Here is an 18,515-nt window from a genome sequence, read left to right as displayed (position 1 = left end):
GTCTCTGGGGCCACCGGTCCGCATGGCGGGACGGTGCTGTGTGCGGCACGGTGGGTCCCGGGACAAGCCCGGGGTGACGGAGAGGGCGCGGACGCACGATGGAGACCTTCCGGCAAGCGAGACGTCCGCTCCCGATGGCCGCCGATCTTTATAGCGACCTGTACGGCGACATCGAAGCTGCGCCCAAGCATGACTGGCGCGGCTATGTCCCGGGGCTCGTGGTGGTGGCGATGGGGACGCTTGCCGCGGGCTTCCTGTCGGATCATTACGGCGTACCGCTGACGCTGATGGCGTTGCTGATCGGGCTCGCGCTCAATTTTCTCAGCGCGGATTCGCGGCTCACGCCCGGTCTCGCTTTCGCCTCGCGCTCGCTGCTGCGCTGGGGGATCGTGCTCGTGGGTGTACGGATCACCTTCGGGCAGATCGTTGCGCTCGGGCCGGTCGCATTGCTGTGCGTCGTGCTGATCGTCGCGCTGACGATGGGGGCGGGGATCCTCGCCGCGCGGCGCTTCGGCTTCGATACCGCGTTCGGCATCCTCGCGGGCGGGTCGGTCGCGATCTGCGGCGCGAGCGCGGCGATGGCGCTGGCGACGACGCTCGGCGAAAAACGCACGACACAGGCGCAACTGACGCTGGTGCTGGTCGGTATCTCAGCGATGAGCGCGAGCGCGATGATGCTGTATCCGCTCGTCGCGCACGCCTTCCACATGAGCGACCTCAAGGCTGGTTTCCTGCTCGGCGCGGCGATCCACGACGTCGCGCAGGCGCTCGGCGCGGGCTATTCCTATTCGGACGGCGCGGGCGGGATCGCCGCGATCGTCAAGCTGACGCGTGTCGCTTTGCTCGCCCCGGTGCTCGCGGTGGTGGCGATGGGGCTTGCGCGTTGGGGCGGTGGCGGGGAGGGCGCCGCCAAGGGGCCGGGGGTGCCGTGGTTCGTGATCGGCTTCTTCGTGCTCGCCGGCATCAATTCGTTCGGCGTTATTCCGCCGATCGTCGCGAGCGGAGCCGAGAAGGCCGCCGCAGCGATGCTCGCGACCGCCGTGACCGCGACCGCGATCCGTTCGCCGCTCGCGCAATTGCTCGAGGCGGGGCCCAAGCCGCTGCTGGTGATCCTGATCGCGACGCTGGTGGCGTTTGGCCTGGCGCTGGCGGCGGCACTGCTGCTGATCGGCTGACGGCGCCTCTTCAACCGACGGCGACGGGGCCAGTCGATTCGCGCACGATCAGCTCGAACGCCACCTCGCGCCGCTCGATCGGCGCGTCGGCGGGGCTGAGCAGCAGATCGGCCGCCTGATACGCCATCTCGCGCGTCGGCTGCCGGATCGTGGTGAGCGGCGGCCAGACGAAGCCCGCGAGCGTGGTATCGTCGAACCCCGCGACCGACAGTTGCCCCGGTACCGTCAGGCCGCGACGATGCGCGACGGTCAGCACGCCTGCCGCCATATCGTCGCTCGACGCGAAGATCGCGGTCGGCGGCGCGGTGAGCGCCAGCAACTCCTCCGCCGCCCGCGCGCCCGAGGCGAAGTCGTAGCTGCCCTCGCGCACCAGGATCGGATCGAGCGGCAACCCCTCCTGCCCGAGTGCGCGCGCATAGCCGCGCATCCGCTGGCCACTCGTCGCATAGCTCGGATGCCCGGCGATGAAGCCGATCCGGCGATGCCCGAGCTCGAGCAGATGCGTCGTCATCACCCGCGCCGCGCGCTCATTGTCGATACAGGTCGAGCTCGCCAGATCGACCGCACTCCCCGGCGAGACGCGGACGAAGCGCACGCCGCGCCGTTCGAGCAATTCGAGCACCTGCGGATGGTCCGACACCGGTGGGGTCAGGATCAGCCCATCGACATGCGTCGCATCGACCAGATTCTCGATATCGTCGAGCAACGTGGCGGCGTTGCGGTCATACGGTTGCGCGATCATCCGCACCCCGTCCTGCGCACAGCGGTCACGGATGCCCGACTGCATCTCATAAACGTAATAGGGGCTGGGATTGTCGCAGATCAGCGCGATCTGGAAGCTGCGCTTGCCCGCGAGCGAGCGCGCCGCGGTGCTCGGTCGGAAGTTGAGCTCGGCGACCGCGGCCTCGACCTTGGCGCGCGTTTCGGTCCCGACATAGCGCTCCTTGTTGAGGACGCGCGAGACGGTCTTGATCGACACCCCCGAAACTCGCGATACGTCCTTGATCGTCACGCGCAAAATGCCGGCTCCCCTTTGCCCTGCTGCGGGTGTGCCGCAGCAGGGCCGGGTCGGCAATACGCATCCGCCCCGAGCGACGGGTTATGCCATTGTGTTGCGGCCGCGTTCGATCGTCGCGGTGTGTCCGACGCTCGCGGTGGTGCTCGCAGCCTTGATCGTTTCCACCATGATCCAGTCGTTGCTCGCCTTGGCCGGCGTCAACGTCATCGCCATATAGCCGCGGCGCGACGTATCGCACCATTTGAGCTCGGGATTGGCGCGGACCAGCGTCGCCGCGATCACCTTGGGATCGGTGCGCGAGGCGGCTTCATACCCGGGCGAGCTGACCGCGTGGCCGGCAAATTCGACACCGGCGGGCTTGCCGTCCTGGCCGAGATCGTACGCCCAGGCATTGTGGCTGTCGCCCGACAGCACGATCAAATTCGCGCCGAGCGCCTGGGCACCCTTGAGAAAGCGTGCACGCGCCGCGGGATAGCCGCCCCAATTGTCGTAATTGAACGGCAGGCCTGCCTTTGCCGCGGCGACGCCGGCGAGGATGTAGGTCTTCGCCCGCGCCGGCGCATCGGCGGCGACCCAGGCGAGCGCGTCCTGCGGCATCACCGTCTCGCCCATGATCGTGCCGAAGCCGACCACCTGCCAGCGCTGCCCGGCGCGGACCGATTGCGCCATCGCATGGCTGAGCCAGCTTTCCTGCTGGCTGCCCATCATCGTCACCGCCGGGTCCATCCAGGCGCCGTTGCGGAACGCCGTCAGCGCGGCGGTCGGATCGGTTTCCTTGAACAAAGCCGCGACATCGGGTTGCTTGGTGCGCGCCAGGAGACGCGTTTCGGTGCGGAACAGCGTGGCGAGCGTGCCGATCTCATATGCCTTCCACGGCTCGTCCGAAACCGGCATCCATTCGCGATACGCCTGGATCGAGGCGGCACGGCGCGCATTCCAGTCGCCTTCGTCGGCCTGATGGTTTTCGGCGCCACCTTCCCAGCTGTCATTGGCCGATTCATGATCGTCCCACTGCACGATCATCGGCAGTTTCTGGTGGAGCGCCTGCAAGGCCGGGTCGCTGCGATAGCTGGCATAGCGGATGCGATAGTCGGCGAGGTGGAGCAGTTCGGTCGCGGGCAGGGGCACGCGCCCGGCGACTTGATCCTTGTGCGCGGGATAGTCGCCCGTGCGATATTCGTAGAAGTAATCGCCGAGATGGATCGCAAGGTCTATGTAGTCGCGCGCGGCGGCGTGCGCATAGGCGTTGAAGAAGCCATACGGCATGTTCGAGCAGGAGAAGGTCGCAGTGCGGAAGCGATCGACCGGGCCGACCGGGAGCGTGCGCGTCGTGCCGACCGGCGAGAAGCTGCCGTCGGGCGCGACGAAGCGATAGTGATAGCGCGTTCCGGGCTTGAGCCCGTCGACCGTGATCTTGGCGGTGAAATCGCGCCATACCCCCGTGATCTGCGATCCGCCCGCCGCGACGCGCGCGAAATCGGGGGATTCGGACAGTTCTACGCGCAGTTCGGCGGTGTCCCCGCTCGTGGGCACGTAGCGCGTCCAGAGCAGCATCGTATCCGCGCCCGGCTCGCCGCTCGCGACCGCATGGGTGAAGCCGCGCGCCGCGGCGACCGAAGGCGTCTGTGCGAAGCCCGGGACGGCAAAGGCGCCGATCCCCAGCGAGCCGGTCAGCAGGAAGGAGCGACGGTCGATACGGATGGTCATGCGCGGATCTCCAGATGGTTGCGATCCCCTGCCACCGGGATATGGCGCGTTCGTGACAGCGGCAATGCCGCGGCGTATGGGGCGCCGATGGGGCGTTCCACGACAGAACCGATGGCACTGCCGTGGCGCTGGCTGGCGGTCGCACTAATGGTGTTCGGGGCGCTCGCCCTGCTCCACCCGATCGACCATGACGAAAGCCAATATGTCGCGGCGGCTCTGCTCAGCGCACATGGCGAACTGCCGTATCGCGACTATCCTTATCTCCAGACGCCGCTCCAGCCGCTGCTCTTCGCGCCGATCGCCTGGGTGGCGGGGTGGCATGCGTGGCTCGCCCTGAGGCTGGCCAATGCGGTCCTCGGTGCATGCATCCTCGGTTGCGTCTGGCGTGCGGCGCGCGAGGCGGGGGCGGGGGCGGGCGCGGGCGCGGGCGCCGCGCTGTTGGCGGCAGCGTCGCTTGGCGCGTGCGACATCCTGCTGTTCAGCATTTCGACCGCGCGCAACGATGCGTTGCCGGCCGCCTTGCTCGCCGCCGCCTTGATTCCGATCGTGCGGGCGCAGCGTGGCGAGGCGACGCGGTCGTCGGCGATGTTGGTCGGGGTGCTGCTCGCGGCGGCGGCAGCGGCGAAGCTGTCCTACGCACTCCCGGCCGCTGCCTATGGCGGCTACGCGCTGTGCGACCGGCGGCATCGACCGCTATCGGTGATGGTCGGAGCTTTGCCGGTGGCGGGGCTGGTGGCGTGGATTTGGGCGCTCGCACCCAACGCGTTCATGTTCGGGACGATCACCTTTCCGGCGGTCGCGCCCGCCGAATTTTACGCCGATCGGCCGTGGAAGCTCTCGCTGCTCGGCAAGGCGATCGACACGCTCAAATTCCTCGCGCTGGGGCCGGCCCTGCTGGCGCTGGTCGTCATCCACAGGCGGCTGCGGCGTCCGGGCGTGCTCGAGATCTTGCTGATTGCGGGGCTGGTCGCCGCACTGCTGCCGCTGCCGACATGGCGGCAATATCTGCTGCCGGCGCTGCCGCCGCTGTTCGTGCTGCTCGCGCTCGAATGGCAGCGGGCGCGCCCTGCGCGCTGGATGCGGGTGCTGTTCGCGGTGACGCTCGGGGCCGGGATCGCGCCGACGTTGATTGCGGTGACACAGTCGCGCGGCGCGACTTCGTTGCCGACGGCGCTCAGCGAGGGGCGCGCGATCGGGGTTGCGCTCTCTCGAGCTGGCGTGAGCGATGGCGTCGCGACGCTCTCACCGCAGTTCCTCGGCGCGACGCACGCGCTGCCCGATTGCCGTTTTGCGACGGGTCCCTTCTATTTCCGGAGCCACGCGCTGCTTCCCGCAGACCGCGAGGCCGCGCTGAAGCTCGTCTCGGCGGATCGCCTCGCCGCGCTCGACCGATCACCGCCCGCGGCGGTCCTGGTCGGCGGCGAAGGGGGATGGAGCAGCGGCGATCCCACGCTCGATGCGCGGCTCGAGCAGTGGGCGCGCGCGCGGCATTACCGCGCGGTGCCGATCGATAGCGTGCGCTTTCGTCTTTACGTTCAATAACATTCGATAACATTTGACAACATTCGGGCCCTCGTTTCGCCCGAATGCCCCGTTAGCCCGAGAGCGTGCCGGATCTCGCCGCTTTCACGTTCCGGTTCGCCATCCACATGCCGCGCTGGGTCATGCTGTTCGCGGTCGCCGTGTTCGTCAGGGCGCTGACCTTCGGCAACCCGATCCTCCATGTCGACGAAGAATTCTATCTCGCAACGGCGCACGCGATCGTGCACGGCGCGATCCCCTATGTCGATGTGTGGGACCGCAAGCCGGTCGGGCTGTTCCTGCTCTATGTGCCAGCGGCCGCCCTGGGGCTTCCACTGGGCATCTGGGCGTATCAGGCGGTGGCGCTGGCGAGCGTTACCGCGACAGCGACGCTGATCGCGCGGCTGGCGGATCGCGCTGGCTGGGCCAAGGGCGCGCTGCCCGCTGCGATCGCCTATCTCCTGTGGCTCAACCTGCTCGAGGGAGAGGGCGGGCAGACCCCGGTCTTCTACAATCTGCTGATGGTCGGCGCGGCAAGCCTGCTCGCCCCGCGGGGCGACGATGCCGCGCATGCGAGGCGCCGCTTCGTGCAGGGGGGCGCCGCGCTCACCCTGGTCGGGCTGGCGCTGCAGGTCAAATATACCGTGGTGTTCGAAGGGCTGTTCTTCGGCCTGTGGTGGATGGTACGCGAACGGCGGCTTGGCCAGCGCTGGTGGCGCGTAGCGCTGCTGGCGGTCCCGCTCGCCGGGCTCGCCGCGCTCCCGACGCTTGCGGCGTTGGCGTGGTTCTGGGCGCTCGGGCATGGCGACGCCTTCGTCTATGCCAATTTCGCCTCGGTCGGCGCGCGCGGCGGCGATCCGATAACGCACGAGCTCGGCAACCTCGCGCTAATGCTGCTGATCCTTTCCCCGCTGATCGCGATAACGATCCTCGCCGCGCGCTGCCCGGCCAGCGACGCCACGCGGCGGCCGCTGCGGCGCTGGCTGTTCGGCTGGGCGATCGTCGCTGCGCTCGGCGTGCTGGTGTTCCGCGGCTATTTCGACCATTATACCTTGCCGCTGCTGGTGCCGCTGTGCGTTTGCGCAGGAGGGTTCTTCGCTGAGCATTACCGCGCGATCCGGGTTCGTGCGCCAATGCTGATCGTCGTCCTGCTCGCGTCGCAGGTCGTCCTGCTGGTCAAGCGGCACGAGCGCGGGACGCCAGCGCAATTCGCTGCGATCACGCGTTCGATCGGACACGGTCCGGGGTGTCTCTATGTCTTCTCGGGATCGCCGATGCTCTATCCGATGGCGGATCGCTGCGTGCTGACGCGCTACCGCTTCCCGCGCCATATCGGACAGGCGCGCGAGCACGGCGCGATCGGCGCGGACCAACAGAGCGAACTCGAACGGATCCTCGCGCTGCGGCCGGCGATCGTCGTGCTCGGCGCGCCCTATCGGGGGGAACGCGCCGAGCTCCGCGCGCTGTTCGAGCACGTCGTTGCCGCGCGCTATCGCCAGCGCGCCGACCTGCCGCTCGGCGTCAACCGGATCGCGGTTTACGCGCTGCGCTGAAGCGGAAGCGCGCGCTTGGCGTCGACCAGCCCCTGATAATAGGCCATCAAATCGACCGCATGGTCGCGGTCGCTGCGCACCTTGGTCGCGGCGACGAGCGCCGCGCGGCGCAGCACGCGCTGGTCGCGCGCGAACAGCCGGTGGATCGCCATCGCCGCGCTCTGTGCATCGCGCGCGGTGTAGAATTCGGACGCATAGGGATCCGCCACTTCGGCGCAGCCGCCGGTGTCGGGCACGATCAGCGGCAGGCCGCCGGCCATCGCCTCCGACGCGACGAGTCCGAACGGCTCGGCCTCAGACCCATGGATCAGCGCGTCGCAGCTTGCGACGATCCGCGCGAGCCGCTCGCGATCATAGACCGGTCGGAACATGCGGATGTGCGGGGATCCGGCGATCCGCGCCTCGATCTGGCGGCTTTCGACGCCGTTGCCGAGCAGGATCAGCCCGACCGGCAGCTCCGATCCGGCCCGCTCGACCGCGTCGATCACGAGGCGCCAGCGCTTCTCGGGATGATGTCGCCCGAGCCCGAGCAGCAAATGCCCGTTCGGCGGCAGGTCGCACTGCGCGAGCAGCGCCGCGCGCAGCCGGTCGTCGCGCAGATCGGGCGAGAAATGGCCGCGCTCGATGCCGAGCGGCATCGATGCGTCGATCTGCACCCCGCGACCCTTGAGCCGCTTCTCGAGCGCCGGCCCGTTGGTGACGACCGCATCGAAATGCTTGAGAAAGCGCGACATGTAGCGGCTGTACCAATCGAACGCCTGTTCGAGCCGCTCCTGCGGCGCCATCCCCTCGAACCAACGCAGCGCATAGGCCGCCATATTGTCGTTGTGCATGAAGAACGCCTTGACCGCGCCCCCGGGATATTTCGGCTGCCACTTGCCGATCACCCACGGCAGGCGCCACGGCGACGAGGTCTCGACGACGTCGGGCTGAAGCTCGTCGAGCCAGCGCAGGATCGGCGCGGCGTCCCAGAACAGCCCGTAATTCTGGTCGAGCGGCAAATGCCCGGTCTGGATCCAGATCACCTTACCGCCGCCTGGGCGTTCCTCGACCGCATTTTCGCGGCCGGGCGCAAGCACGATCAGTTCATGCCCGAGGTCGGACATGATCCCCATCTTGCGATCGATATAGGTGCGCACCCCGCCACCCGTCGGCGAGTAGAATTCGTTGACGTCGACGATACGCATCGCAGGGTCAGCTCCCGATCGGGCCGAAACCCCCGAGCCCGCGTAGATATTGGGCATGAATGGTCGTCGTCACAACCCCCTCGGGCACTTCGATCCGCGCCATGTCGAGATTGGGGCGCGTACGCCCGAGCTTGACGTTGCTGGCAAAACCCGCGCCGTCGGCCCAGAAGTTGAACTTGTTCTTGCCGTCGCGATTGTGCGTGAAGAGCAGCGCATAGGGCCCGGGGGTCGGTACGCGAATGCACAGGCTGATCTGGCCGGTTTGCGGCGTGGGCAGGCGGACGCGGCGGAAGAACTTGCCTTCTTTGATCAGGTCGCGATCGTCCTTGAGGAAATCGGCCTCGGTCGCGGGATAGAGTTCGAGCTTCAGTTCGCCCGTGCGGTCCTTCAACCCTTCGACGTTGACGCGGATCGCCGGGCCGCCGGTGCTGCACGCCGAGGCATCGCTGCCAAGGACCTGTGCCGCCTGTGTCGCCGCAGGAAGCCCTGTCGCCGCGAGCAGCGCTGCCACCGCAGCCAGAATCTTGCGCATCTTCAATTCTTCCTCACCAGGCCGACCAGCCCGAAGATCGCGACCAGCACGACATGGACGAGCAGGGGCAACGCCGCGGTCACCGCAATCAGCACCGACAGTTCGGCATCCTGCCCGATCAATAAGGTGGCGAAGGTGGCGAAAAGAAGGTCCTTGTTCGGCACAAGCGGCAGCCGCCCGACGATCATCCGCGCGGCCGACAGCAGCAGCCACATGCCGAGCGTGACCGTTGGCAGGCCGTAATGCCATGCGAAGGCGATCAGCACGCAGCCCGCGATCAGCCGCAGGCAATGGATCCCGAAGATCCACCACAATGTCGCCCGCGGCAGCGAGAAGACGCGCTTGGAAAAGATCAGGAACGGCAGCGACATCGCGAACACCGCGACCACCGACCAGATCGCATTGTGCAGTCCGTGCGGCGTCAGCAGCCCGATGCCGAGCGGCATGGCGACCGCGATCATCGCAAGCGTGACCATATTGCCCGCGATCGCCGAGAGGATGCTGACATCCTTTACCGCCCCAAAGGGGGCCGCCACCATCGACGAGCGTTGCCGCGCCCAGGCGTAGAAATACGCCTCGCCCGAATAATTGAGGATGTCGTTGGCGATTCGCTTCTTGATCAGCGCGACGAACCCCGCGGCCGGAATCCCCCACAGCCGCCGGAAGATGATGAAGTCACCCGTGACGGGGGCGATATAGAGCAAGGCGAAAAAGACGTAGAAAAGTGGATTGGTCGGCAGCGCCGCCAGCAGATTGTCGACGCCGAGCCCGCGCAGCTTGAGCACGAGCCAGACGATCATCACCACCGTGACCGCGGCGCCGAGATAGGACGGCCAGCGGCGCTTGAGCGGCGCCATCGGCTCCAATCCGGCAAGGTCAGCAGTGCCGGTCAATCCCGGCAGGGGGGGCAAAGGGGCGTAGGCTCCCGACCCGGGGGTCGCAGCGCCGATCCCGGGGCCGGTCTTCATCTGTGTCACGTGGCGCGTTTGTCCGCTGGTTCAAGCCGGTCGAGGCGGTCCATTGGCGCGGCTTAACGGCAGAAGTGTGGCGCGGCAATTTCGGCGCCGCTGAGCGGGTCGCCGCAAAATGCCTGCACGACATCGCAGCTCGACCGCGCGTCTGGGAAACTTTTGCCACAAACGCACGTTAGCATGCCTCCATGCTGAGCCCCCGCCCTCCCGCTGCGCACATTCTCGCCTTCGCTCAGACGCTTGAGGGTGGCGGCGTGGAGAAGGCGTTGCTCCGCCTCGTCCGCGGCTGGAGCGATCTCGGCCGGCGCGTGACGCTGGTGATCGGCGATGCCGCCGGGCCGCTCGCGCGTGAATTGCCCGATGGAGTCGAGACGCGACTGCTCGGCCGGACCTCGATGATCGGCATGGGCGGGCTTGCCACGCTGACGCACGAGATCGCGCCCGACATCCTGTTCTGCCCCGGCAATCATTATTCCGCGCTCGCCGCATGGACGAAGCTGCGGCTCGGACGCGCGTGCCCGCCGATCGTCGCGAAGATCTCGAACGCGCTGGTCCGGCGCGACCACGGCCCCGCCTTTGCGATGGCGTATCGGCGCTGGCTGCGCTGTCATCCGAGATTCGTCGATCGGCTCGTCGCGATGAGCCCGGCGATGGCCGACGAAGCCCGCACCGAAATGGGCGCGAGTCGGGCGATGCTGAGCGTCATTCCCAATCCGCCGGTTCGCGCGATGCGCAACGCCCCGCTGCCCGACATGCCGGCCGGGCGGTTTCTGCTCGGCGTCGGGCGACTTGCGCCGCAAAAGCGCTGGGACCGGCTTATCGATGCGTTCGACCGCATCGCCGATCGCGATATCGCGCTGATGATTCTGGGCGAGGGCGCCGAGCGTGCGGCGCTCGAGGCGCAGATCGCCGCTTTGGGTCTTGGCGGGCGCGTGTCGTTGCCGGGGCATGTCGCCGATCCGACGCCGGTGATCGCGCGTGCGGCGGCGTTGGCGTTGGTTTCCGATTTCGAAGGCGTGCCCGGCGTGCTGCGCGAGTCGCTCGCGGTCGGGACGCCGGTGATCAGCACCGATTCAAGCGTCGCCGTGCGCGAGATCATCACGCGGCCGGCGCTCGGTTCGATCGTCACGCCCGGCGATGCGGGCGGATTGGTCGCGGCGCTCGACCATTGGCTTGCCCCCGGCCGCACGCGCCCGCGGCCCGTGCCGCAGCCGGGCGAGGATGCGGCCGCGGCGTATCTCGATCTGTTCGACGAGGTCGTGCTCGAGCGGCGTTTCGCGATGGTGGCGTGACGCGCGATCGCCGAGGCGGGGCTATGCCGCGCCGGGTTTGACGCGATCGGGATGCGCGGCGGCGAACGCCGGAAGGGCTGCCGCGGCGGTATCCGCGGCGACCAGACGCGGCCAGGCGTCGAGCGGCACTGAGAATCGACGCGCATTGTAGAGCTGCGGCACGAGGCAGATGTCGGCGATGTTGGGCGCCTTGCCTCCGAGAAACGGGCCCGGCAGCGCGACGGTCATCGCCTCGAGCGCGGTCAGCCCCTCGACGATCCAATGCCTGTACCAATCTTCGCGCGCAGCCTGGTCGGCGCCGAATTGCGTGGTCAGATGGTTGAGCACGCGCAGATTGTCGATCGGGTGGATATCGGCGGCGATCACCAGCGCCTGCGCCATCGCCTGCGCTTGGGCGACCGGATCGTGCGGGAGCAAAGCGGGTGCTGGATGCGCCGCGTCGAGATAGACGATGATCGCGAGGCTCTGCGTCAATACCGTGTCGCCGAGGTCGAGCGCGGGCAGCAGCCCTTGCGGGTTGCGCGCGACATACTCGGGCGCGTGCTGCGCGCCCTGCACCAGATCGATCGCTACGCTTTCATAGACGATCCCCTTGAGATTGAGCGCGATCCGCACGCGATACGCCGCCGAGGAGCGCCAGTAATCGTAGAGGATCATGCCTCGGCGTCCCCCTCCGCCTCAGAGCTGCGCTCGAGCGCGACCTTGATCATCGCGGTCATCGGGTCGGCGAGCGTCAGACCGATAATGCCGAACAGCGTGCCGGCGAGGATCTGCATCGACAGCGTCAGCGCGGGGGGGAGATCGACGGTACGCTTGGCGACCATCGGGATGACGACATAGCCGTCGAGCCCCTGGATGAAGATATAGATGCCGATCGCGGCGAGCCCCGTGTTCATCCCCGCGCTGAAGCCGACCGAGATCATGATGATGCCGCTGGTGATCGCGCCGATATTGGGGATGAAGGCGAGGATGCCGGTGATGATGCCGAGTACTAGCGCCATCGGCACGCCTGCGATGGCCAGCGCGATGCCCGTCATCACGCCCTCGATCGCCATGCCGAACAGCCGCCCGGCGAGCAGCCGACGCATCGTCGTCGCCATCTGCTCAATCGTGCCCGAGAAGCGCTTGCGCTGGTCGCTCGGCACCATCCACTGCAGCCCGCCTTCGTAGAGCCGCGGCTCCATCGCGATGAACAGGCCGATCACGAGCACCATGATGAGGCTCGCAAGCGCGCCGAACGCGATGCCGAGATACGAGGTGAGCTTGCCGAACGAGCCGAGCGCCTGCTGCATGATGCCGTTGAGATCGGCCTTGCCCGGCATGATCCCCTTTTGCGACGCCCAGGTGATCAGCTTGGTCGCCTGCGTCATCAGCGTGGTGCGCAGTTGCTCGAACTGTTGCGTGATTCCGGCGCCGGTCAGGTAGCAGACGACTGCGATGAACAGCACGGTCAGGATGACCACGATCGCCAGCCGCCATGCCCGCCCGATCGGCAGCACGCGCCCAAGCAGCCGCACCCCGCCGTCGAGCATCGAGGCGAAGACCAGTCCGCCGAAGATGATCAGCAGCGGCTGCACAAGCAAAACGACAAGCGCGATCGCGCCGGCCAGGCCGAGCCAGACCGTCGCGCGCTTCAATTCCTGCCGCACGAAAGGATCGCGCAGTTCGTTGGGCGCGGGCTCGGTGACGATCGCGGGTTGGGCGGGGGCGTCGCTCACTGGGTCCGCGCCGCATGCAAGGAGGTGCCGGCACGGCCGCCGCGGAACGACTGGCCCCATGTCAGCGGGTTCCAGCTGCCCAAGCCGGTCTTCGAGAAGGTGATGAATTCAGCTCGACCGCCAAGATATTCCCACGGCACCGGGCCGCCCAGGCCCTGTTCGGCGAGACTGAAGCGGCTGTCGGCGCTGCGATCGCGATTGTCGCCCATCAGGAAGACGTGGCCCGCCGGGATCGTCACTTCCTTGTAGTTGTCGCCGATCGACGGCCCGAGCTCGACCGTATCGTAATGCCGCCCGTTGGGCAGCGTCTCGGTGATGACAGGAACGTGGCAGACGGTCTTGCCGTCGGGGCCGGTGCGCAGCGCGTCGTCGCCGAGATCGCAGGTCGCGCGTTCGGGTGCGGGGAGCTGGACGCCGCCGTAATTGGGGATGTCGACATAATGCAGCGGGCCGCGCTTCACCGGCACGCCGTTGAGGATGACAGTGCCGTCGCGCACTTCGAGCCGGTCGCCGGGCAGGCCGATCAGCCGCTTGATGTAATCGGTCTCGGTGCCGGGGGGCGTGACGATCACGACGTCGCCGCGCTCGGGCAGATGTCCAAACAGGCGGCCGTGGATGAACGGCAGCAGATGGAACGTCGGCGAGACGAACGACCAGCCGTACGGGAATTTGCTCACCACGAGCTGATCGCCGACGAGCAGCCCCGGCAGCATCGATTCCGACGGAATGTAGAAAGGCTTGGCGATGAAGGTGTGGAAGCCGAGCACGGCGAGGATCAGCCAGAAGATGCCGCGCACTTCGCCAGCCCAATCGGTCCGCGCCTTTTTGGGGTGCGTCGCGGGCTCGTTCGGGACGGGCTCCGTAGTCTCTTGCGTCCGCAGGGCCACATCCTCACTCATACGCTATCCTTCATGACCGCCTCGATGATCACGAAGGCCTGCGCCCAGGGGTGATCGTCGGTCATCGTCAAATGTAGCATCGCGACGTGGCCGTCGGGCGTGATTGCGTCAAGCCTCGCCTGTGCCCCCCCGCTCAGCGCCAGCGTCGGCGCACCCAAGGGCGCGTTGACGACGCCGATGTCCCGCATGAACACGCCAGCCTTGAATCCGGTACCGACGGCTTTCGAAAAAGCTTCCTTGGCGGCAAAGCGCTTGGCGAGCGTGCCGGCCTTGGTGAAGGGGCGACGCGCGGCCTTGGCCTGTTCGAGCGGGGTGAACACGCGATTTTCGAAGCGCGCGCCGAAGCGGTCGAGCGAGGCCTGGATCCGCTCGATATTGCACAGGTCAGAGCCGATGCCGATGATCATAGCGCATTCCCCTCCCGCTTGCGGGAGAGGTTAGGGGAGGGGCGTGCCTCCAGCGCGACGTCTGCAGGCACAGGCCCATCCCCAGCCCCTCCCGCAAGCGGGAGGGGAGCAGGTATCGCAAGCCTCACCGCGCCGCGTCCATCGCCGCGCGCATCTGGCGCACCGCTTCGTCGAGCCCGACGAACAGCGCCTCGCCCACCAGGAAATGCCCGATATTCAATTCGCGTACCTGCGGGATCGCCGCGATCGGCGCAACATTGGCATAGGTCAGGCCGTGCCCGGCATGCACTTCGACGCCGTTCTTCGCCGCCAGCGCTGCCGCATCGGCCAGGCGCCGCAGCTCGGCGGTCTGCGCTTCGCCCGCCAGGTCGCAATAGCGGCCGGTATGGAGTTCGATCACTGGCGCGCCGAGCCGGATCGCGGCGTCGATCTGGCGTGCATCGGGTTCGATGAACAGCGAGACGCGGATCCCGGCGTCGCGCAAGGCGCCGACCAGCGGTGCGAGCCGGTCGAAGCGCCCAGCGGCGTCGAGTCCCCCCTCGGTCGTCACTTCCTCGCGCTTTTCGGGGACGATGCATGCGGCATGCGGCGTGTGGCGCAGCGCGATCGCGAGCATCTCGTCGGTCGCTGCCATTTCGAGATTGAGCGGGATCGACAATTGCTCCGACAGCCGGGCGATATCGTCGTCGGTGATGTGCCGACGATCTTCGCGCAGATGCGCGGTGATGCCGTCGGCGCCGGCCTCGGCCGCGAGCAACGCCGCACGCACCGGATCGGGATAGCCCGCGCCGCGCGCGTTTCGCACCGTCGCGACATGGTCGATATTGACGCCGAGGCGCAGCTCGCGGCTCATGCCGCGCGGCTCCCGGGCTTGATGGCGGGGATGGCCGCGAGTTCGGGCGGCAGCGCATCGGCGGCATAGGTCGGCACGTCGAGCCGGATCAGCGGGAAGAACGGCACGCCGAGTTCGGCGGTCCCGCTCGAGCGGTCGACCAGCGCCGCTGCGGCGACGGTCTCGCCGCCGGCGCGCGCGATCGCGGCGATCGCCTCGCGCGACGACAGGCCAGTGGTGACGACGTCCTCCATCATCAGCACCTTGGTGCCGGGTTCGATGCGAAAACCGCGGCGCAGCTCGAACACGCCCTCGGGGCGTTCGAGGAACATCGCCGGCACACCGAGTGCGCGGCCCATCTCATGCCCCGCGATCACGCCGCCCATCGCCGGCGAGATTACTGCGGCAATGCTCGCGCGCAGCTCGGCGGGAAGGCGTGCAACGAGCGCTTCGGCCAGCCGCGCGCCGCGCGCCGGATCCATCAGGACGCGGGCGCATTGCAGATAACGGCCGCTGCGCAGCCCCGACGACAGAATGAAGTGCCCCTCCAGCAGGGCCTCGGCGGCGCGGAATTCGGCGAGAACATCGGCGTCGGTCATGCAAGGTCCGTCCTGAAGGGAAGAGCGGCCTGATTAGGGTTGCCCGCCCGCCGACGCAACGATTGCGCCAAAAAAGGCGTCGCCGCGGGTTGAGGCCGGGGCATAGCCTGCTATACGCCAAGGTATAGAGGCGTATCCCCGTCTTGATAATGCCGTAAAAGCGGCGCTGCAGAGGGTAGAAGCAGACGATGCGTAGGATCGGGATCAAATCGATCGTGCTGGCGGCAAGCCTCGCGATGCTGAGCATCGGAGCGGCTGACGCTGCGCCGCAACCGGCCCCGATCGCGCCTGTCGCCAAACCCGTCGAAGGCGCGCCCGTCGCCGCCTCGCCCGCCGCGGTGCAAGCTGCCCCCGCCGCAGTTGCTGCACCCGCTGCCGTCTCGACCGACCCGATGCTCGCCGTCGACGGTGCGCCGGCGATGGCGATCGACCCCAAGGTCGGGCAGCCGGTCGATGGCCTGATCACGATCCAGCCGCAGGTCACGCCGAACGGCAAGCAGGCCTTGTGGTTCCACAATTGGCTGCTCGTGCCGACGATCACCATCATTACCATTTTCGTGCTGCTGCTGCTGGTCTGGGTCGTCATCCGCTATCGCAAGGCCAACAATCCGGTCGCGTCGAAGACCTCGCACAACACGATCCTCGAAGTGCTGTGGACCGGCCTGCCCGTGCTGATCTTGCTTGGCCTCGCGCTCCCCTCGATCGGGCTGCTGCAGGCGCAGTACAAGCCCGCGCCCAAGACCGCAGTGACGCTCAAGGCGATCGGCAACCAATGGTATTGGTCGTATCAATATCCCGACAATGGCGGGTTCGAGATCACCTCGAACATGCTCAAGGAAGCCGGTGAAGTCGGCAAGGGCGAGCGTGCGCGCCAGGCGATCGACGGGCCGCGGCTGCTCGCGACCGACAATCGCGTCGTGCTCCCGGTCGGCGTGCCGATCCGGCTGATCACCACGTCGAACGACGTGATCCACAGCTGGGAGATCCCGGCGTTCTGGATCAAGCTCGATGCCGTTCCGGGGCGTCTGAACGAGACGAGCTTCACGATCGACAAGCCCGGCGTCTATTTCGGCGTCTGCTCCGAACTGTGCGGCGCGCGCCACGGCTATATGCCGATCACGGTCGAGGCGGTGACTCCGGCGGTCTACGCGCAGTGGGTCAAGGCCAAGGGCGGCACGATGCCGGGTGCGGCAGCAGCGCCCGCCGCCGCCGAGCCTGCGGCCGACGTCACTGCGAACGTCACCGGCCCGGTCGCCGACGGCGCAGCCACCGGACCTGTCAGAAACACGAGCGCGACGGCCAATGCCGCCGGCGCCGGCACAGTTGGACAATAAGCCATGACCGACTCCGCTCTCACCGGCCACGCATTCGACGCGCATCCGCACTCGGATGCGCACGCGCATGACGACCACCAGATGTCGTTCTTCGCGCGCTGGTTCATGTCGACCAACCACAAGGACATCGGGACGCTGTACCTGATCTTCGCGATCACCGCGGGGATCATCGGCGGCGCGATTTCGGGGCTGATGCGCGCCGAGCTCGCCGAGCCGGGCATCCAGTATCTCGGCTATTGGGCGAGCTTCCTGCCCGGTGGCGAGCAGGGGCTCGATCATTCGCTCCATCTGTGGAACGTGCTGATCACCGCGCACGGCCTGATCATGGTGTTCTTCATGGTGATGCCGGCGATGATCGGGGGTTTCGGCAACTGGTTCGTGCCGATCATGATCGGCGCGCCCGACATGGCCTTCCCGCGGATGAACAACATCTCGTTCTGGCTGCTGATCCCAAGCTTCACGCTGCTGCTGGCATCGCCCTTCTTGGGTGGCGCGGGTAACGGCTGGACGCTCTACGCACCGCTCTCGACGTACGGGGAGCCGGGGCCGTCGACCGACATGGCGATCCTGTCGCTCCATCTCGCGGGCGCCTCTTCGATCCTCGGCGCGATCAACTTCATCACCACCATCTTCAACATGCGCGCGCCAGGCATGACGCTGCACAAGATGCCGCTGTTCGTGTGGTCGGTGCTCGTGACCGCCTTCCTGCTGCTGCTGGCACTGCCGGTGCTCGCCGCGGCGATCACCATGCTGCTGACCGATCGCAACTTCGGCACGACCTTCTTCGATCCGGCCGGCGGCGGCGATCCGATCCTGTACCAGCATCTGTTCTGGTTCTTCGGCCACCCCGAGGTCTATATCATGATCCTGCCGGGCTTCGGCATCGTCAGCCAGGTGATCTCGACCTTCTCGAAGAAGCCCGTCTTCGGCTATCTCGGCATGGCCTACGCGATGGTCGCGATCGGCGTGGTCGGCTTCGTCGTGTGGGCGCACCACATGTTCACGACGGGCCTCAGCGTGAACACCAAGATGTACTTCACCGCGGCGACGATGGTGATCGCGGTGCCGACCGGCATCAAGATCTTCTCGTGGATCGCGACGATGTGGGGCGGCTCGCTCACCTTCAAGACGCCGATGCTGTGGGCGATCGGCTTCATCTTCATGTTCACCGTCGGTGGTGTGACCGGCGTCGTGCTCGCCAATGGCGGCATCGATGACTACATGCAGGACAGCTATTACGTGGTGGCGCATTTCCACTACGTGCTGTCGCTGGGTGCGGTGTTCTCGCTGTTCTGCGGCTTCTATTACTGGTTCCCGAAAATGTCGGGGAAGATGTACAACGAGACGCTCGGCCAGATTCACTATTATGTGTTCTTCGTCGGCGTGAACGTGCTGTTCTTCCCGATGCACTTCCTCGGCCTGCAGAACATGCAGCGCCGCGTGCCCGACTACACCGACGCGCTGGCGCATTGGAACTGGGTGGCGACGCTCGGCTACAAGATCATGGCGGCGTCGATGATCGTGTTCTTCGTCAACATCATCTGGTCGCTCGCCAAGGGCAAGCCCGCTGGCGACAGCCCCTGGGGTGACGGCGCGACGACGCTCGAATGGACGCTGTCGAGCCCGCCGCCGTATCACCAGTTCGAGACGCTGCCGCGGATCGACTGAGCATGACGCGCCCCTCTTCCGCTTGGGCGGAGAGGGGCGCTTCTTATTCCCCTCCCGCTTGCGGGAGGGGCTAGGGGAGGGCAGTGGGGGCCTTCTCCACAA

17 protein-coding genes are annotated in these 18,515 nt (G+C 67.2%); 6 read left to right on the top strand and 11 right to left on the bottom strand.

Annotated features, from left to right (window positions below; translation table 11 throughout):
- Positions 1–134: 134 nt before the first annotated feature.
- Positions 135–1,175, top strand: a complete 1,041-nt coding sequence (locus ACVWYO_RS08780; RefSeq protein ID WP_457349963.1) for a YeiH family protein — start codon at positions 135–137, stop codon at positions 1,173–1,175.
- Positions 1,176–1,185: 10 nt separating this feature from the next.
- Here the strand turns inward: ACVWYO_RS08780 and ACVWYO_RS08775 are convergent, their stop codons facing one another.
- Both ACVWYO_RS08775 and ACVWYO_RS08770 read right to left on the bottom strand, forming a co-directional pair.
- A complete protein-coding gene (locus tag ACVWYO_RS08775; RefSeq protein WP_457349960.1) occupies positions 1,186–2,193 on the bottom strand; it encodes a LacI family DNA-binding transcriptional regulator in 1,008 nt (335 codons plus the stop codon).
- 81 nt (positions 2,194–2,274) lie between these two features.
- A complete protein-coding gene (locus tag ACVWYO_RS08770) occupies positions 2,275–3,900 on the bottom strand; it encodes an alkaline phosphatase D family protein (protein WP_457349958.1) in 1,626 nt (541 codons plus the stop codon).
- A gap of 111 nt (positions 3,901–4,011) precedes the next feature.
- Here ACVWYO_RS08770 and ACVWYO_RS08765 point away from each other — a divergent pair, with 111 nt between their 5' ends.
- Complete coding sequence (locus ACVWYO_RS08765; protein ID WP_457349956.1) at positions 4,012–5,442, top strand: DUF2029 domain-containing protein; 1,431 nt, start codon at positions 4,012–4,014, stop codon at positions 5,440–5,442.
- A 65-nt stretch (positions 5,443–5,507) separates the two neighbouring features.
- Complete coding sequence (locus ACVWYO_RS08760) at positions 5,508–6,974, top strand: hypothetical protein (RefSeq protein WP_457349954.1); 1,467 nt, start codon at positions 5,508–5,510, stop codon at positions 6,972–6,974.
- On the opposite strand, the gene ACVWYO_RS08755 is transcribed toward ACVWYO_RS08760, so the two are convergent.
- Genes ACVWYO_RS08755 through ACVWYO_RS08745 form a run of 3 tightly spaced genes read right to left on the bottom strand, consistent with a single transcriptional unit; the run spans position 6,959 to position 9,661 of the window.
- The gene (locus ACVWYO_RS08755) at positions 6,959–8,161 is read right to left on the bottom strand and encodes a glycosyltransferase (RefSeq protein ID WP_457349952.1); all 1,203 of its coding nucleotides are present in this window, start codon (positions 8,159–8,161) and stop codon (positions 6,959–6,961) included. The two genes, ACVWYO_RS08760 and ACVWYO_RS08755, sit on opposite strands and share 16 nt — an antisense overlap.
- Positions 8,162–8,168: 7 nt before the next feature.
- Positions 8,169–8,693 carry a DUF2141 domain-containing protein gene (locus ACVWYO_RS08750; protein WP_457349950.1) on the bottom strand — a complete coding sequence of 175 codons (525 nt, stop codon included), beginning with the start codon at positions 8,691–8,693 and terminating at the stop codon, positions 8,169–8,171.
- A 2-nt stretch (positions 8,694–8,695) separates the two neighbouring features.
- Entirely contained in the window at positions 8,696–9,661 is a 966-nt protein-coding gene (locus ACVWYO_RS08745) for a hypothetical protein (protein WP_457349948.1), read from the bottom strand.
- Between the two features lie 191 nt (positions 9,662–9,852).
- Between ACVWYO_RS08745 and ACVWYO_RS08740 the strand changes: the two genes are divergently transcribed.
- Complete coding sequence (locus tag ACVWYO_RS08740; protein WP_457349946.1) at positions 9,853–10,956, top strand: glycosyltransferase; 1,104 nt, start codon at positions 9,853–9,855, stop codon at positions 10,954–10,956.
- Between the two features lie 21 nt (positions 10,957–10,977).
- Here ACVWYO_RS08740 and maiA read toward each other — a convergent pair whose 3' ends face one another.
- The 6 genes from maiA to pyrE form a co-directional block, all read right to left on the bottom strand.
- The gene (maiA, locus tag ACVWYO_RS08735) at positions 10,978–11,613 is read right to left on the bottom strand and encodes a maleylacetoacetate isomerase (RefSeq protein ID WP_457349944.1); all 636 of its coding nucleotides are present in this window, start codon (positions 11,611–11,613) and stop codon (positions 10,978–10,980) included.
- Positions 11,610–12,674, bottom strand: a complete 1,065-nt coding sequence (locus tag ACVWYO_RS08730) for an AI-2E family transporter (protein WP_457349942.1) — start codon at positions 12,672–12,674, stop codon at positions 11,610–11,612. The genes maiA and ACVWYO_RS08730 overlap by 4 nt, the downstream gene beginning before the upstream one ends.
- Positions 12,671–13,573, bottom strand: a complete 903-nt coding sequence (gene lepB / locus ACVWYO_RS08725; RefSeq protein ID WP_457349940.1) for a signal peptidase I — start codon at positions 13,571–13,573, stop codon at positions 12,671–12,673. The genes ACVWYO_RS08730 and lepB overlap by 4 nt, the downstream gene beginning before the upstream one ends.
- On the bottom strand, positions 13,570–13,980 hold the full coding sequence (gene acpS / locus ACVWYO_RS08720; protein WP_457349938.1) for a holo-ACP synthase: 411 nt from the start codon (positions 13,978–13,980) through the stop codon (positions 13,570–13,572). Before acpS ends, lepB begins: the two co-directional genes overlap by 4 nt.
- A gap of 124 nt (positions 13,981–14,104) precedes the next feature.
- Positions 14,105–14,833, bottom strand: coding sequence for a pyridoxine 5'-phosphate synthase (locus ACVWYO_RS08715; RefSeq protein WP_457349936.1), 729 nt, complete (start codon positions 14,831–14,833; stop codon positions 14,105–14,107).
- Positions 14,830–15,411: an orotate phosphoribosyltransferase gene (pyrE, locus tag ACVWYO_RS08710; protein WP_140850856.1), complete on the bottom strand. Its 582-nt coding sequence runs from the start codon at positions 15,409–15,411 to the stop codon at positions 14,830–14,832. Before pyrE ends, ACVWYO_RS08715 begins: the two co-directional genes overlap by 4 nt.
- 188 nt (positions 15,412–15,599) lie before the next feature.
- Between pyrE and coxB the strand changes: the two genes are divergently transcribed.
- On the top strand, positions 15,600–16,745 hold the full coding sequence (gene coxB, locus ACVWYO_RS08705) for a cytochrome c oxidase subunit II (RefSeq protein ID WP_457349933.1): 1,146 nt from the start codon (positions 15,600–15,602) through the stop codon (positions 16,743–16,745).
- 3 nt (positions 16,746–16,748) lie between these two features.
- Positions 16,749–18,413: a cytochrome c oxidase subunit I gene (gene ctaD, locus ACVWYO_RS08700; RefSeq protein ID WP_457349931.1), complete on the top strand. Its 1,665-nt coding sequence runs from the start codon at positions 16,749–16,751 to the stop codon at positions 18,411–18,413.
- Positions 18,414–18,515 lie beyond the last annotated feature (102 nt).

This window comes from Sphingomonas sp. UYP23, assembly GCF_054059235.1.
Note: the sequence above shows the minus strand (reverse complement) of the source record. Positions and strands in the feature narration are given on the sequence as shown.